This window comes from Streptomyces sp. NPDC014870 (assembly GCF_043081505.1).
Taxonomy (GTDB): Bacteria; Actinomycetota; Actinomycetes; order Streptomycetales; family Streptomycetaceae; genus Streptomyces.
Genome location: NZ_JBIBWQ010000004.1, coordinates 366411 through 381698, shown reverse-complemented (window position 1 = coordinate 381698; position 15288 = coordinate 366411). Strand labels below are relative to the sequence as shown.

The 15288-nt window shown below is 73.0% G+C and carries 10 protein-coding genes; 7 read left to right on the top strand and 3 right to left on the bottom strand.

The features are described 5' to 3' along the window. Nucleotides 1–2 precede the first annotated feature (2 nt). The 3 genes from ACF09C_RS14215 to ACF09C_RS14205 form a co-directional block, all read right to left on the bottom strand. Entirely contained in the window at nt 3–1463 is a 1461-nt protein-coding gene (locus ACF09C_RS14215; protein WP_392091752.1) for a glutamate synthase subunit beta, read from the bottom strand. Beyond that, complete coding sequence (gene gltB, locus ACF09C_RS14210; RefSeq protein ID WP_392091751.1) at nt 1456–6015, bottom strand: glutamate synthase large subunit; 4560 nt, start codon at nt 6013–6015, stop codon at nt 1456–1458. The genes ACF09C_RS14215 and gltB overlap by 8 nt, the downstream gene beginning before the upstream one ends. Before the next feature lie 449 nt (nt 6016–6464). Beyond that, nucleotides 6465–7193 carry a VIT1/CCC1 transporter family protein gene (locus ACF09C_RS14205; RefSeq protein ID WP_392091750.1) on the bottom strand — a complete coding sequence of 243 codons (729 nt, stop codon included), beginning with the start codon at nt 7191–7193 and terminating at the stop codon, nt 6465–6467. A gap of 248 nt (nt 7194–7441) precedes the next feature. Between ACF09C_RS14205 and ACF09C_RS14200 the strand changes: the two genes are divergently transcribed. The 7 genes from ACF09C_RS14200 to ACF09C_RS14170 all read left to right on the top strand — a co-directional run bounded on the left by ACF09C_RS14200 (nt 7442) and on the right by ACF09C_RS14170 (nt 15237). Then, nucleotides 7442–8449, top strand: coding sequence for an ADP-ribosylglycohydrolase family protein (locus ACF09C_RS14200; RefSeq protein ID WP_392091749.1), 1008 nt, complete (start codon nt 7442–7444; stop codon nt 8447–8449). Nucleotides 8450–8535: 86 nt separating this feature from the next. Further along, entirely contained in the window at nt 8536–9750 is a 1215-nt protein-coding gene (locus ACF09C_RS14195) for an ADP-ribosylglycohydrolase family protein (RefSeq protein WP_392092007.1), read from the top strand. After that, nucleotides 9725–10879: an ADP-ribosylglycohydrolase family protein gene (locus ACF09C_RS14190; RefSeq protein WP_392091748.1), complete on the top strand. Its 1155-nt coding sequence runs from the start codon at nt 9725–9727 to the stop codon at nt 10877–10879. The genes ACF09C_RS14195 and ACF09C_RS14190 overlap by 26 nt, the downstream gene beginning before the upstream one ends. Beyond that, entirely contained in the window at nt 10876–12279 is a 1404-nt protein-coding gene (locus ACF09C_RS14185) for an ADP-ribosylglycohydrolase family protein (RefSeq protein ID WP_392091747.1), read from the top strand. The genes ACF09C_RS14190 and ACF09C_RS14185 overlap by 4 nt, the downstream gene beginning before the upstream one ends. Beyond that, nucleotides 12276–13196 carry a ribokinase gene (gene rbsK / locus ACF09C_RS14180; RefSeq protein WP_392091746.1) on the top strand — a complete coding sequence of 307 codons (921 nt, stop codon included), beginning with the start codon at nt 12276–12278 and terminating at the stop codon, nt 13194–13196. Before ACF09C_RS14185 ends, rbsK begins: the two co-directional genes overlap by 4 nt. Beyond that, the gene (locus ACF09C_RS14175; RefSeq protein ID WP_392091745.1) at nt 13193–14413 is read left to right on the top strand and encodes a CaiB/BaiF CoA transferase family protein; all 1221 of its coding nucleotides are present in this window, start codon (nt 13193–13195) and stop codon (nt 14411–14413) included. The genes rbsK and ACF09C_RS14175 overlap by 4 nt, the downstream gene beginning before the upstream one ends. Further along, nucleotides 14410–15237 (top strand): HpcH/HpaI aldolase/citrate lyase family protein, encoded by an 828-nt coding sequence (locus ACF09C_RS14170; protein ID WP_392091744.1) that lies wholly within the window; start codon nt 14410–14412, stop codon nt 15235–15237. Before ACF09C_RS14175 ends, ACF09C_RS14170 begins: the two co-directional genes overlap by 4 nt. The last annotated feature ends 51 nt before the right edge of the window (nt 15238–15288 follow it).

Below are 15288 nucleotides of genomic sequence, written 5' to 3'. Positions count from 1 at the left end.
GGTCAGACCGTCAGGGCTCGGTCCGTCGGGCGGATCGGGGCCGGGAGGTCGCTCGCGCCCGTCAGGAAGCGGTCGACGCCGCGCGCCGCCGAGCGGCCCTCGGCGATCGCCCAGACGATCAGCGACTGGCCGCGACCCGCGTCACCGGCCACGAACACACCACCGACGTTGGTGGCGAAGTCCGCGTCACGGGCGATGTTACCCCGCTCATCGAGGTCTAGACCAAACTGCGCGACCAGACCGTTCTCCACGTCCGTACCCGTGAAGCCCATCGCGAGCGTCACCAGCTGGGCCGGGATCGCGCGCTCCGTGCCGGGCTTCTGCGTGAGCCGGCCCTCGACGAACTCGACCTCGACCAGGTGCAGGGACTGGACGTTGCCGTCCTCGTCGCCCTCGAAGTGGGTGGTGGAGACGGAGTAGACCCGCTCGCCGCCCTCCTCGTGCGCGGAGGTGACCTTGTACAGCATCGGGAACGTCGGCCAGGGCTGGCCGGCCGCCCGGTCCTCGCCCGGACGGGGCATGATCTCCAGCTGCGTGACCGAGGCCGCGCCCTGGCGGTGGGCGGTGCCCACGCAGTCCGCGCCCGTGTCGCCGCCGCCGATGACGACGACGTGCTTGCCCTCGGCCGTGATCGGCGGGGCCACGAAGTCGCCCTCGACGACCTTGTTGGCGAGCGGCAGGTACTCCATCGCCTGGTGGATGCCGTTCAGCTCCCGGCCCGGGACCGGCAGGTCGCGCGCGGTCGTGGCGCCCGCGGCGATGACCACGGCGTCGTACCGCTTGCGCAGGTCCGTCGCGGTGATGTCGCGGCCGATCTCGACACCCGTGCGGAACTTGGTGCCCTCCGCGCGCATCTGCTCGATGCGCCGGTTGATGTGCCGCTTCTCCATCTTGAACTCGGGGATGCCGTACCGCAGCAGGCCGCCGACGCGGTCCGCGCGCTCGAAGACGGCGACCGTGTGGCCCGCCCGCGTCAGCTGCTGCGCCGCGGCGAGACCCGCCGGGCCCGAGCCGACGACGGCGACGGTCTTGCCCGACAGGCGCTCGGGCGCCTGCGGCTTGACGTCGTTGGAGTCCCACGCCTTGTCGATGATGGAGACTTCGACGTTCTTGATGGTGACGGCCGGCTGGTTGATGCCGAGCACGCACGCCGCCTCGCACGGAGCCGGGCACAGACGGCCGGTGAACTCCGGGAAGTTGTTCGTGGCGTGCAGCCGCTCGCTCGCCTGCGCCCAGTCCTCGCGGTAGGCGTAGTCGTTCCACTCGGGGATCAGGTTCCCGAGCGGGCAGCCGTTGTGGCAGAACGGGATGCCGCAGTCCATGCAACGGCCGGCCTGCTTGCTGATGATCGGCAGCAGGGAGCCGGGAACGTAGACCTCGTTCCAGTCCTTGACTCGCTCGCCCACCGGGCGGGTCGTGGCGACCTCGCGCCCGGTGGTCAGGAAGCCCTTGGGGTCAGCCATGGGTCGCCGCCTCCATCATCTTCTCGGTGGTCTCGGCCTCGGAGAGACCGGCGAGCTCAGCGGCGTCCTTGGCGGCGAGCACTGCCTTGTACGTGGACGGGATGATCTTGCTGAACCGGTCCGCGTTCACGGTCCAGTCGGCAAGGAGCTTCTCGGCGACCGTCGAGCCGGTCTCCTCGTGGTGGCGGCGCACGACATCGTGCAGCCACTGCTTGTCGGCGTCGTCGAGCGCCTCGACGGCGGACAGGTTGCCGGAGTTGACGTTGTCCCGGTCGAGGTCGACGACGTACGCGACGCCGCCCGACATGCCGGCCGCGAAGTTGCGGCCCGTCTCGCCGAGGACGACGGCCGTGCCGCCGGTCATGTACTCGCAGCCGTGGTCGCCCACGCCCTCCGAGACGACGAGCGCGCCGGAGTTGCGGACGCAGAAGCGCTCGCCGGTGCGGCCGCGCAGGAACAGCTCGCCGCCGGTCGCGCCGTACCCGATGGTGTTGCCGGCGATGGTCGAGTACTCGGCCAGGTGGTCGGCGCCGCGGTCCGGGCGGACGACGACCCGGCCGCCGGAGAGGCCCTTGCCGACGTAGTCGTTGGCGTCGCCCTCCAGGCGGAGCGTGACACCGGCCGGCAGGAAGGCGCCGAACGACTGGCCGGCGGAGCCGGTGAAGGTGATGTCGATGGTGTCGGCCGGCAGACCCGCGCCGCCGAACCGCTTCGTCACCTCGTGGCCGAGCATCGTGCCGACCGTCCGGTTGATGTTGCGGATCGCGACCTGCGCCCGGACCGGCTGGGCGGCCTCGGCGCTCGCCGCGCCCAGCGCCTCGGCGGCGAGCTCGATCAGCTCGTTGTCGAGGGCCTTCTCCAGACCGTGGTCCTGCTCGATCAGGGCGTGGCGGACCGCGCCCTCGGGCAGCTCGGGCACGTGGAAGAGCGGCGCCAGGTCCAGGCCCTGCACCTTCCAGTGCGTCACGGCCCGGCTGGTGTCGAGCAGCTCGGCGTGGCCGACGGCCTCTTCGAGCGTACGGAAGCCCAGCTCGGCGAGGAGCTCGCGGACCTCCTCGGCGATGAACTCGAAGAAGTTGACGACGTACTCGGCCTTGCCGGAGAAGCGGTCGCGCAGCACCGGGTTCTGGGTGGCGATGCCGACCGGGCAGGTGTCCAGGTGGCAGACGCGCATCATGACGCAGCCGGAGACGACGAGCGGCGCGGTCGCGAAACCGAACTCCTCGGCGCCGAGCAGCGCGGCGATGACGACGTCACGGCCGGTCTTGAGCTGGCCGTCGGTCTGCACGACGATCCGGTCGCGCAGGCCGTTGAGCAGCAGCGTCTGCTGGGTCTCGGCGAGGCCGAGCTCCCAGGGGCCGCCCGCGTGCTTGAGCGAGGTGAGCGGCGAGGCGCCCGTACCGCCGTCGTGGCCGGAGATCAGGACGACGTCCGCGTGCGCCTTGGAGACACCGGCGGCGACCGTGCCGACACCGACCTCGGACACCAGCTTCACGTGGATGCGGGCGGCCGGGTTGGCGTTCTTGAGGTCGTGGATCAGCTGAGCCAGGTCCTCGATGGAGTAGATGTCGTGGTGCGGCGGCGGGGAGATCAGGCCGACACCGGGCGTGCTGTGCCGGGTCTTGGCGACCCACGGGTAGACCTTGTGGCCGGGCAGCTGGCCGCCCTCGCCGGGCTTGGCGCCCTGGGCCATCTTGATCTGGATGTCGTCCGCGTTGACCAGGTACTCGCTCGTGACGCCGAAGCGGCCGGAGGCGACCTGCTTGATCGCGGAGCGGCGCGCCGGGTCGTAGAGGCGGTCCGGGTCCTCGCCGCCCTCACCGGTGTTGGACTTGCCGCCCAGCTGGTTCATGGCGATGGCGAGGGTCTCGTGCGCCTCGCGGGAGATGGAGCCGTACGACATGGCGCCGGTGGAGAAGCGCTTGACGATCTCGGAGACCGGCTCGACCTCGTCGACGGAGATCGACGGGCGGTCGGAGGTGAAGCCGAACAGGCCGCGGAGCGTCATCAGGCGCTCGGACTGCTCGTTCACCCGGTCCGTGTACTTCTTGAAGATGTCGTACCGCTTGTTGCGCGTGGCGTGCTGCAGGCGGAAGACGGTCTCCGGGTCGAACAGGTGCGGCTCGCCCTCGCGGCGCCACTGGTACTCGCCGCCGATCTCGAGCGCGCGGTGCGCGGAGGGGACGCCGGAGGCCGGGTACGCCTTGGCGTGCCGGGCGGCGACCTCCTTGGCGACGACGTCGAGACCGGCGCCGCCGATCTTGGTGGCGGTGCCGTTGAAGTACTTCTCGACGAAGGCGGTGTCGAGGCCGACGGCCTCGAAGACCTGGGCGCCGCGGTAGGAGGCGACGGTCGAGATGCCCATCTTGGACATGACCTTGAGGACGCCCTTGCCGAGCGCGTAGATCAGGTTCCGGATGGCCTGCTCGGGCTCCAGGCCCTCGATGAAGGTGCCGGCGCGGACCAGGTCCTCGACGGACTCCATCGCCAGGTACGGGTTGACGGCGGCGGCGCCGTAGCCGATGAGGAGGGCCACGTGGTGGACCTCGCGGACGTCGCCGGCCTCGACCAGCAGACCCACCTTGGTGCGCTGCTTGGTACGGATGAGGTGGTGGTGGACGGCCGCGGTGAGCAGCAGCGACGGGATCGGCGCGTGCTCGGCGTCGGAGTGCCGGTCCGAGAGGACGAGCAGGTGCGCGCCGCCCTCGATCGCCGCGTCGGTCTCGGCGCAGATCTCCTGGATGCGGGCGGCGAGCGCGTCGCCTCCGCCGGAGACCCGGTACAGGCCGGAGAGGGTCGCGGCCTTCATCCCGGGCATGTCGCCGTCGGCGTTGATGTGGATGAGCTTGGCCAACTCGTCGTTGTCGATCACCGGGAAGGGCAGCGTGACGCTGCGGCACGACGCGGCGGTCGGGTCGAGCAGGTTGCCCTGCGGGCCCAGCGAGGAGTGCAGCGAGGTGACGAGCTCCTCGCGGATGGCGTCCAGCGGCGGGTTGGTGACCTGCGCGAAGAGCTGGGTGAAGTAGTCGAAGAGCAGCCGGGGGCGCTCGGACAGGGCCGCGATCGGCGAGTCCGTGCCCATGGAGCCGAGCGGCTCGCCGCCGGTGCGGGCCATCGGGGCGAGGATGACGCGGAGCTCTTCCTCGGTGTAGCCGAAGGTCTGCTGGCGGCGGGTGACCGAGGCGTGGGTGTGCACGATGTGCTCGCGCTCGGGCAGGTCGGAGAGCTCGATCTCCCCGGTCTCCAGCCACTCGGCGTACGGCTTCTCGGCGGCCAGGCCGGCCTTGATCTCGTCGTCCTCGATGATCCGGTGCTCGGCGGTGTCGACGAGGAACATCTTGCCGGGCTGGAGGCGGCCCTTGCGGACGACCTTGGCGGGGTCGATGTCGAGGACGCCGACCTCGGAGGAGAGGACGACGAGGCCCTCGTCGGTGACCCAGTAGCGGCCGGGGCGCAGACCGTTGCGGTCGAGGACCGCGCCGACCTGCGTGCCGTCGGTGAAGGTGACACAGGCCGGGCCGTCCCAGGGCTCCATCATCGTGGAGTGGTACTGGTAGAAGGCGCGCCGGGCCGGGTCCATGGAGTCGTGGTTCTCCCACGCCTCGGGGACCATCATCAGGACGCTGTGCGGCAGGCTACGCCCGCCGAGGTGGAGCAGCTCCAGGACCTCGTCGAAGGAGGCGGAGTCGGAGGCGTCCGGGGTGCAGACCGGGAAGATCCGCTCCAGCGAGCCCTCGCCGAAGACGTCCGAGGCGAGCTGGGCCTCGCGGGCCGTCATCCAGTTGCGGTTGCCCTTGACCGTGTTGATCTCGCCGTTGTGCGCGACGAAGCGGTACGGGTGGGCCAGCGGCCAGCTCGGGAAGGTGTTGGTGGAGAACCGGGAGTGGACCAGGGCCACGGCTGTGGCGCAGCGGCGGTCCGACAGGTCCGGGAAGAAGGGCTCCAGCTGGCCGGTGGTCAGCATGCCCTTGTAGACGATGGTGCGGGCGGAGAGCGAGGGGAAGTACGTCCCGGCCTCGCGCTCGGAACGCTTGCGCAGCACGAAGGCCTTGCGGTCGAGGGCGATGCCCTCGCTGCTGCCGTCGGCGACGAAGACCTGACGGAAGACCGGCATCGTGGCGCGGGCGGAGGCGCCGAGCAGTTCGGGGGCGACGGGGACGTCGCGCCAGCCGAGGACGTTCAGACCCTCCTCGGACGCGATCGTCTCGATCTGCGAGACGGCCTGTGCGGAGCCGTCGGCAGGGAGGAAGGCGATGCCGACGGCGTAGGAGCCGGCGGCGGGGAGGTCGAAGTCGGTGACCTCGCGCAGGAAGGCGTCCGGGACCTGGAAGAGGATGCCGGCGCCGTCACCGGAGTCGGGCTCGGAGCCGGTGGCGCCGCGGTGCTCCAGATTGCGCAGTACGGTCAGCGCCTGCTCGACCAGCGCGTGGCTGGCAACACCGGTCAGGGTGGCCACGAACCCGACACCACAGGCGTCGTGTTCGTTACGGGGGTCGTACATCCCCTGCGGAGCGGGGCGACCGTCCATGGGCGACCAGGCGTCGGAACGCATCGGCTCTCCCGTCGTCGTCGTGGCATATGCAGCTGCCGAGGGACGACGTTGGCCCTCCGCGAAATTTCGTGCAGGTTACATGATGGCTGGCTTCTCGCGAAGTGGATAGCTCATTCCAACATGCGGACACCGCTGACACGGAGCGGTGATGGTGGTTCACGCGTGAACACACGCGAACACGCGTGTCTCAGGGTGGATCTCGGGGTAATCGCTATGGATCTCAGGGGGGGTCGGACGACCCTTCGCAGAGCGAGCCTCATTGCCCGCGGCGCTTACGCCTCATGCCCGGCGGTTAAGCCTTTGAAACCGCCGAGTAACGGCTACATATGTTGCGCTGTGCATAGTGTCTCACCGGGCGGCCGATCCGCCCAGGGGATATACGTCACAGCCAGCATGCACGCCGGAGGCCCCCGCCGCAGGGCGAGGGCCTCGATGGAGGGACGCGCAGGTCAGAGCGCGGCCCCGAAGAGCATGCCGAGCCCGTACGTGACGGCCGCGGCCGCGCCGCCGAGGACCAGCTGGCGCAGCCCGCTGAACCACCAGCTGCGGGCGGTCACCCGGGCCACCAGCGCCCCGCAGGCGAAGAGGCCGAGGAGCGCGAGCAGCACGGCCGGCCACAGGGCGGTCGCCCCGAGCAGGTACGGCAGCACGGGCAGCAGGGCGCCGAGTGCGAACGAGGCGAACGAGGACACGGCGGCCACGGTCGGCGAGGGCAGGTCGTCGGGGTCGACCCCCAGCTCCTCGCGGGCGTGGATCTCCAGGGCCTGCTCCGGGTCGCGGGAGAGCTGCATCGCGACCTCGCGGGCGAGCGCGGGCTCGACGCCGCGCGACACGTACAGCGCGGCGAGCTCCTCCATCTCGTCGACCGGGTGCTTGCGCAGCTGACGCCGCTCGACGTCCAGCTCCGCCTGGACCAGTTCGCGCTGCGAGGCGACGGAGGTGTACTCGCCGGCCGCCATCGAGAAGGCGCCCGCCGCGAGTCCGGCGAGGCCGGTGATGACGAGGGTCTGCTGCGAGACCGCGCCGCCCGCGACGCCGGTCATCAGGGCGAGGTTGGAGACCAGGCCGTCCATCGCGCCGAAGACCGCGGGGCGCAGCCAGCCGCCGTTCACATCGCGGTGCGTGTGGTTGTCGCGGTGGGCTTCGTGCAGTGGCGCCTGGGCTTCGATGATGGACATGCTTCTCCCCTGTTCCGTCCGGCGGGCCGGGTCGCACCCGCCGCCCCCAACACCTTCGAAAATACGCGCGATGTAAGGGGCGCGCTAGCAAGGCAGGCCGTACTTAGTAAGGCTGACCTTGCTGCTCCCAGGGCTTTCTGGCGGGGTGTCAGCCGGGTGACAGAGACGTTTCTTCGACGTCATCACCCCCCTCTCGTGGCACAGATCCAGGAACCGCGAAAGGGGTGCGAGATGGTGAGCGAGACGGGATGAGCGAGACGGGAACGATTGCATGCGATACGCGCGAGCGCGCGAGGGGCGCGCTCCTCGGCCTCGCGGTCGGTGACGCGCTCGGGGCGCCCGCCGAGAACATGCGCCCGTCGGAGATCCGCCGCCGATGGGGCCGGATCGAGGGCTTCGTGACGGACCGTCCGGCGGGCACGGACGACACCGAGTACGCGATCTTCTCGGGGCTTCTGCTCGCGCGGCACGGCTCGGCGCTGACGGTCCAGCATGTGGAACGGGCCTGGCACCACTGGATCGCGGACCTGGACGAAGGCCCGTTCCGCGGCGCGGGCTTCAGCGAGCGCGGCACCCTGGAGAACCTCCGCCGGGGCCTCGCGGCGCCGATCTCGGCCCAGCACCGGCACGCGTGGTCGGACGGCCTGGCGATGCGGGCGGCCCCCTTCGGGGTCTTCGCGGCGGGCCGCCCCGCGGAGGCGGCCCGGCTGGTCGCGATCGACGGCACGGTCAGCCACGACGGCGAGGGCATCTACGGCGGCCAGGCGGTCGCCGCGGGCGTGGCGGCGGCGATGGGCGGCGCGTCGGTGACCTCGGTCATCGCGGCGGCCCTCTCGGTGGTCCCGATGGACTCGTGGACGGCGCGCTCGCTGCGCCGCGCGGTGGTCGCGGCCGGGCGGGTCGAACCGGACCCGCTGCTGCGCGAACGCGCGGTCCGCTCGGCGGTCGTCATCGGCGGCTACCCCTGGACGGACCTGGCCCCCGAGGCCGTGGGCCTGGCCTTCGGAGCCTTCGCCGCCGCCCGCGGCGACTTCCGTACGGCGGTCCTGACCGCGGTCAACATGGGCCGCGACGCCGACACGACCGCCGCCGTGGCGGGCGCCCTCGCGGGCGCGGCCTCGGGGGTCTCGGCAATCCCGGAGGAGTGGGCGACGGCCATCGCCCCGGTCACGGGCAGCTGCCTCCCGTCGATGCGCGGCTACCACGTCCTGGACATCGCGGACCTGCTCACGACGGACGAGGAGGACCAGTCATGACCACCACGGACCCCACCTCCCGCACCACCACCGGCGCGGACACGGGACCGGGCGCCCCGGACATGACCGGCGCCCACGTGGGCCTGATGGCCGCGCAGGGGGCCGACGCCGCACGCGGAGCGCAGGGCGCCGGCCCGGGACCCGCCACCCCCGCGCGGCGGGAGGCCGTCGAGGGCCTGCTGCTCGGGCTCGCCGCCGGCGACGCCGCAGGCTGGCCCGCCGCCCGGCACCGCGCCGCCCGCATGCCCGAATGGACCCGGCGCCTCACCCGCGAACTCGACACCTTCGCCGAGCAGAACGCCACCACCACCCTCCCCGTCCCCATCGCCCTCAACCAGCCCCCCGAGCCGCTCCGCCTCGGCCCCTCCGACGACGCCGAATGGGCGGTCTTCACCGCCGAGGCGGTCCTCGCCTCCGCCGGCCCCCTCTTCGCCGGCCTCCCTCCGGAGCGCCGCCTCCGTGCCTCCGTCGACCTCGCCTGGAACTCGCTCGCGAGCCAGGTCGCCGCCGCCGCCGACCGCGCTCCCGAGGTGGAGTCCGCCGTGCTCCCCCTCCGCGCGCGGATCTCCGTCCGCGCGGGCCTCGGCAATCTCGCGACCGGCCTGCGCCCGCCCGCCACCGGCCACGACAACCCGCACTACTTCGACGACGCCGCCTGCGTGCGCGCCGGCGTGCTCGCGCTCGTCCACCCCGGGGACCCGGCCGCCGCCGCCGAACTCGCCGAGTTCGACGCCCGGTACACCCAGGACGGCGACGGCGTCCACGGCGCCCGCGCGATGGCCGCCGCCGTCGCCGCGGCCATCGGCGGCGCGGCCGTCGACGAGGCCGTGGAGGCGGCCCTCGCCCAGCTCCCGCCCGCCACCGAGATCGGCCGCAACGCCCAGCAGGCCGTCAAGATGGCCCAGGACGCGACGAGCGCCTTCGAACTCGTCCCCCTCCTGGAGCACCAGATCGTCGACCACGTCTACAGCTACGGCATCGCCGCCGCCGAGACCGTACCGGTGGCCCTGGCGCTCGCCCTCGCCGCTCGCGGGGAGGCGTCCGCGGCCGTGCCCGCCGCGGCATGTCTCTCCCGTGTCGCGGACTCCGCCCCGGCACTCGTGGGCGCACTCACCGGCGCGCTCGGCGGAGCCGCCTCCCTCCCCGCGACCTGGCGCGAGGCCTGCCGCACGCTCGCCGGCTGCGCGCTCCCCCGCCTCGCGGGCACGGATCTGGTCGAACTCGCCGGGCTCCTGGGAGCCACGGAACTGGCCACCAGGGGTGGACAATTCCGGCATGACCCCCACACCACCACTCGATGACCGGATCACCGGAAGCCTGATCGGGGCCGCCGTGGGCGACGCGCTCGGCGGCCCGGTCGAGGGCTACACCCCCGACCAGATCCTCGAACGCCACGGAGGCCGCGTCACGGGCATCGTCGGGCCCTGGAACGGCGAGGAATGGCGTACGGCCCGCCCCATCGCGCCGTACCACAAGGGCGACGGGCACGTCACCGACGACACCTTGATGACCCATGCGCTGATCAGGGTGTACGAGAAGGTCCGCGACCACCTCGACGCGTACGCGGTGGCGGACCACCTGGTCCCCGAACTGATCTCGACCCCGGTCTGGATCCCCGAACTGGAGGCCGAGGCCCTCCCCCTCCAGAGGATCTTCCTCGCGGAGAAGTGGCTGGTCGCCCGTATCCACTACGGCCACGTCGACCCGCGCGAGGCGGGCAGCGGAAACATCGTCAACTGCGGTGCCGCGATGTACATGGCACCGGTGGGACTGGTCAACGCGGCCCACCCGGCGGCCGCGTACACGGAGGCCCTGGACGTCGCGGCCCCGCACCAGTCCTCGTACGGCCGGGAGGCGGCGGGGGTGTTCGCGGCGGCGGTGGCGGCGGCGTGCGCGCCGGGGGCGACGCCGGACTCGGTCGTGGCGACGGCGCTCTCGCTGGCGAAGGACGGCACGCGGGCCGCGATCGAGGCGGTGGCCGAAGTGGCCTCCCGGCACACGGACTTCGAGTCGGCACTCGTCCCCCTGCGCAAGGCGGTGGCCCCGTTCGACACGGTGGGCACGGAGTACCGCGCGCCGGGCCTGGGGGCGCGGCGCCCGTCGCGCCTGCACGCGATCGAGGAACTCCCCGTGGCCCTCGGCATGCTGCTCGTCGGCGCGGGCGACTACCGGCGTACGGTCCTCGGCGCGGTCAACTACGGCCGTGACTGCGACTCGATCGCGACGATGGCGGGCGCGCTCGTGGGCGCGCTTGCCGGTGAGTCGGCGATCCCGTCCGAGTGGGCGAAGCGGGTCGCGGAGGCGAGCCGGCTCGACCTGCACGCTCCGGCGCGGGCGCTGACGGTGGTCGCGCACGAGGTCTTCACCCGCGACACGGCCCGCCGCCGGGCCCACGAGTCGGCGTTCGCGACCTTGACGACCGTCCGATGAACGTACGGCTCACCTGGGTCCAGCCGGAGGACCTCGTCGGCCACGAACTCCGCCAGGCGGCGGAGGACGGCCGCGACGCCACCACGATCGCCGCCCGCTGGCAGGCCGCGGGCGGCCCCCCGGCCCCTCCGACAGCAGGCGCCTCCCCCACGCCCCGCCCAGACCTCCGCCCCCTGGCAGAGTCGCTCCTCACCGAACTGGCGACCCTCCCCACGAGCGAGCCGGGCGACCGGACGCCGGTCGCCCCCGACCGCCGGCCACCGCAGGCCCGGTCGTCGCCGACGCCGACTCCCAGGGCCCACCCGGCGCAGGCCCACGGTGCCCGACCCCACGCCCTCCGCGACCGGCTGCACGCCGCCTGGCTCGGCCGGGCCGTGGGTTGTCTGCTCGGCAAGCCCGTCGAGAAGCTGCCCCTCCCCGCGATCCGCGCACTCGCCCGCGCCGCCGGCAACTGGCCCCTCACCACCTGGTTCACCGAGCGCGGCGTACCCCCGCACCTCCTGGCCGCCCACCCCTGGAACCGCCGTTCCGCGGCCACCTCCCTCGCCGAGAACATCGACGGGATGCCCGAGGACGACGACCTCAACTACCCCCTCCTCAACCTGCTCCTCCTCCAGCGGTACGGCCGCGGCTTCACCACCGCCGACGTCGCCCGCCTCTGGCTCGACGAACTCCCCGCCGGCCGCACCTTCACCGCCGAGCGCATCGCCTACCGCAACCTCCTCGACGGCATCGAACCCCCGCTGACCGCCTCCCACCGCAACCCCTTCCGCGAGTGGATCGGCGCCCAGATCCGCGCCGACGTCCACGGCTGGACGCACCCCGGCGACCCCGGGGCCGCCGCCGAGCAGGCGTACCGGGACGCCGCGCTCACCCACACCGCCAACGGCGTCTACGGCGCCCAGTTCGTCGCCGCGACGATCGCCACCGCCGCCACCGGCGCCGCCGACGTCCACCGGGCCCTCACCGCCGGGCTCTCCGTCATCCCGCACCGCTCCCGACTCGCCGCCGCCGTCCGCCTCGGCATCGAGACCGCCCGGCAGACCCGCGTCACCACCCCCGACTTCACGCCCGTCGTGGACCGGCTGCACGCCGCCCTCGGCGGGTACCACTGGGTCCATGCCGTCCCCAACGCCGCCCTCCTCGCCGCCGCCCTCACCCACGGCGACGGCGACTTCTCCCGCACGATCTGCGCGGCGGTCTCCGGCGGCTGGGACACCGACTCCAACGGCGCCACCGCCGGTTCCGTCGCCGGGCTCCTCGCCGGCCACCCCGACCGACTGCCCGAGCGCTGGACCTCCCCCCTCAAGAACCGGCTCGCCACCTCGATCCCGTCCTTCGACGGCATCGGCTTCGACACCCTCGCCGAACTGACGTATCTGGAGGCAGTACGCCCATGACCAGCATCGTGGTGCTCGGCAGCACCAACATGGACCTCGTCGCCTTCGTGCCCCGGGCCCCCGCGCGCGGGGAGACCGTCACCGGCCGGGAGTTCCGTACGATCCCCGGCGGCAAGGGCGCCAACCAGGCCGTCGCCGCCGCCCGGGCCGGCGCCGAGGTGGCGATGATCGGTGCGGTCGGCGCCGACGCCTTCGGCGAACGGCTCCGCGCCGCGCTCGACGCCTCCGCCGTCGACACCGACCTCCTGCGCACCGTCGAAGGGCCCTCCGGGACCGCCCACATCGTCGTCGACGACGAGGGCGGCAACGCGATCGTCGTCGTCCCGGGCGCCAACGGCACCGTCACCTCCCTCGACCACGGCGACGAGGCCCTGATCGCCACCGCCGACGCGCTGCTCCTCCAGCTCGAACTCCCCCTCTCCGCCGTCACCGAGGCCGCCGTCACCGCCCGCAGGCTCGGGGTGCGTACGGTCCTCACCCCCGCCCCGGCGCAGCAGCTTCCCCCCGAACTCCTGGCCGCCACCGACCTCCTGGTCCCCAACGAGCACGAGGCCGCCGCACTCACCGGCCTCACCGACCCGCGCGCCGCCGCCACCGCCCTCCTCGCCCTCGTCCCCGAGGTGGTCGTCACCCTGGGCGCCTCCGGCAGCCTGTACGCGGCCCGCGGCGGCGAACCGTTCACGGTCCCGGCCCCTCGGGTCCCCGCCGTGGACACCACCGCCGCGGGCGACACCTTCGTCGGCACGCTCGCCGTGGCGCTGGGCGAGGGCCGCCCGGTCCGCGAGGCGATGGCCTGGGCCTCCACGGCCGCCGCGCTCTCCGTCCAGCACGCGGGCGCCTCGTCCTCGATGCCGTACCGCACCGAGATCGACGAGGCCCACGCGGCCCTCACCGGCCGGGAGGTCGATGCCGTATGACACCGAGCAAGGAACGCACGGAAAAGGCCGCCCTCCCTCCGCTCCACGGGCTGCGCGTCCTCGATCTCGCGACCCTCTTCGCCGGTCCGCTCGCCGCGACGATGCTCGGCGACTTCGGCGCCGACGTGATCAAGATCGAGCACCCCCGCAAGCCCGACCCCTCCCGGGGCCACGGCCCGGCCAAGGACGGAATCGGTCTGTGGTGGAAGGTCCTCGGCCGCAACAAGCGGACCATGACCCTCGATCTCTCCGCGCCCGGCGGCCGCGACACCCTGCTGCGGATGGCCGCCGAGGCCGATGTGATCGTGGAGAACTTCCGCCCCGGCACGCTGGAGCGCTGGGGTCTCGGCTGGGAGGAGCTCTCCACCGTCAACCCCCGCCTCGTCCTCGCCCGGGTCACCGGCTTCGGCCAGTTCGGTCCGTACTCCCACCGGCCCGGCTTCGGCACGCTGGCCGAGGCGATGAGCGGCTTCGCCGCCATCACCGGCGAACCCGACGGTCCGCCGACCCTGCCCCCGTTCGGCCTGGCCGACTCGATCGCCGCGCTCGCCACCGCGTACGCCGTGATGACCGCGCTCACCGCGAGGACGACCACCGGCCACGGCCAGGTCGTCGACATGGCCATCGTCGAGCCGATGCTCTCCGTCATCGGCCCCCACCCCCTCTGGTACGACCAGCTCGGATACGTCCAGCCCCGCACCGGAAACCGCTCCCGCAACAATGCCCCCCGCAACACCTACCGCACCTCCGACGACGCCTGGGTCGCGGTCTCCACCTCGGCCCAGTCGATCGCCGAACGCGTCCTGCGCCTGGTCGGCCGGCCCGAGCTGATCGACGAGCCCTGGTTCGCCGACGGCGCCGGCCGGGCCGCCCACGCGGACGTCCTCGACGAGGCGGTCGGCACCTGGATCGCCCGCCACACCCGGGACGAGGCGATGGCCGCGTTCGAGAAGGCCGAAGCGGCGATCGCGCCCGTCTATGACGTCCGGGACGTCCTGGCCGACCCGCAGTTCCGCGCCCTGAACACCGTCACCGAGGTCCCGGACCCCGAACTGGGGCCGATCCGGATGCAGAACGTCCTCTTCCGGCTCTCCGAGACCCCTGGGGCGATCCGCTGGGCCGGCCGGCCGCACGGCGCGGACACCGCCGACGTCCTCGCGGAACTCGGTCTCAGCCCTGCCGAGATCGGCGCCCTGCGCGGCGAAGGAGCGGTATGAGGACCACGCCCTTCCCCCTCACCTGGCTGTACGCCCCGGGGGACCGCCCCGCCGTCGTCCAGAAGGCCCTCACCTCCGGCGCCGACGTGGTGATCGTCGACCTGGAGGACGCGGTCGCCCCGGACCGCAAGGCGTACGCGCTCGAGGCCACGGCCGATCTGCTCGCCGATCCCCACCCCGTGCCGGTCCACGTCCGCATCCACACCCCGCGCGACATCCCCACCCTGGCCTCCCTCCCCGGCCTCCGCGGTCTCCGTGTTCCCAAGGTGACACACGCCACTGACATCCACCGGATCGCCGACGCCGTCACCGAGTTCACCGGCGTCACCGACGGGATCCCCCTCTATCCCCTCCTGGAGAACGCCCTCGCCGTCGAGCGCGCGTACGCCATCGCCACCGCCCATCCCGCCGTCCACGGCATCGCCCTCGGCGAGGCGGACCTCCGCGCCGATCTGGGGGTACGGGGCGACACCGGCCTCGACTGGTCGCGCGGCCGTCTGGTGGTCGCCGCCCGCGCGGCGGCCCTGCCGCCGCCGGCGCAGTCGGTGCACCCCGACATCCGCGACCTGGACGCCCTGGCGGCGAGCTGCGCGCGGGGGCGCGCGCTGGGCTTCTTCGGCCGGGCCGCGATCCACCCCCGCCAGCTCCCGGTCATCGAGCAGGCCTACTTCCCCACCCCCGACGAGGTGGCGGCGGCCGAGGAGGTCGTGAAGGCGGCCGAGACGGAGGAGGGCGCGCTGGCGCTCCCGGACGGCCGTTTCGTGGACGCGGCGGTCGTCGAGGGCGCCCGCAGGGTCCTCACCCTGGCGGCGCGCGCCTGCTGAGCGCCGGGGCATGCGGGCGGAAAACGACAGGGCCGCCGGGACCAGAAGGCC

Coding starts and splice junctions, on each gene's coding strand:
- ACF09C_RS14215 (WP_392091752.1), bottom strand. CDS start 1,463: ATGGCTGACCCCAAGGGCTTCCTGACCACCGGGCGCGAGGTCGCCACG.
- gltB (WP_392091751.1), bottom strand. CDS start 6,015: ATGCGTTCCGACGCCTGGTCGCCCATGGACGGTCGCCCCGCTCCGCAG.
- ACF09C_RS14205 (WP_392091750.1), bottom strand. CDS start 7,193: ATGTCCATCATCGAAGCCCAGGCGCCACTGCACGAAGCCCACCGCGAC.
- ACF09C_RS14200 (WP_392091749.1), top strand. CDS start 7,442: ATGAGCGAGACGGGAACGATTGCATGCGATACGCGCGAGCGCGCGAGG.
- ACF09C_RS14195 (WP_392092007.1), top strand. CDS start 8,536: ATGGCCGCGCAGGGGGCCGACGCCGCACGCGGAGCGCAGGGCGCCGGC.
- ACF09C_RS14190 (WP_392091748.1), top strand. CDS start 9,725: ATGACCCCCACACCACCACTCGATGACCGGATCACCGGAAGCCTGATC.
- ACF09C_RS14185 (WP_392091747.1), top strand. CDS start 10,876: ATGAACGTACGGCTCACCTGGGTCCAGCCGGAGGACCTCGTCGGCCAC.
- rbsK (WP_392091746.1), top strand. CDS start 12,276: ATGACCAGCATCGTGGTGCTCGGCAGCACCAACATGGACCTCGTCGCC.
- ACF09C_RS14175 (WP_392091745.1), top strand. CDS start 13,193: ATGACACCGAGCAAGGAACGCACGGAAAAGGCCGCCCTCCCTCCGCTC.
- ACF09C_RS14170 (WP_392091744.1), top strand. CDS start 14,410: ATGAGGACCACGCCCTTCCCCCTCACCTGGCTGTACGCCCCGGGGGAC.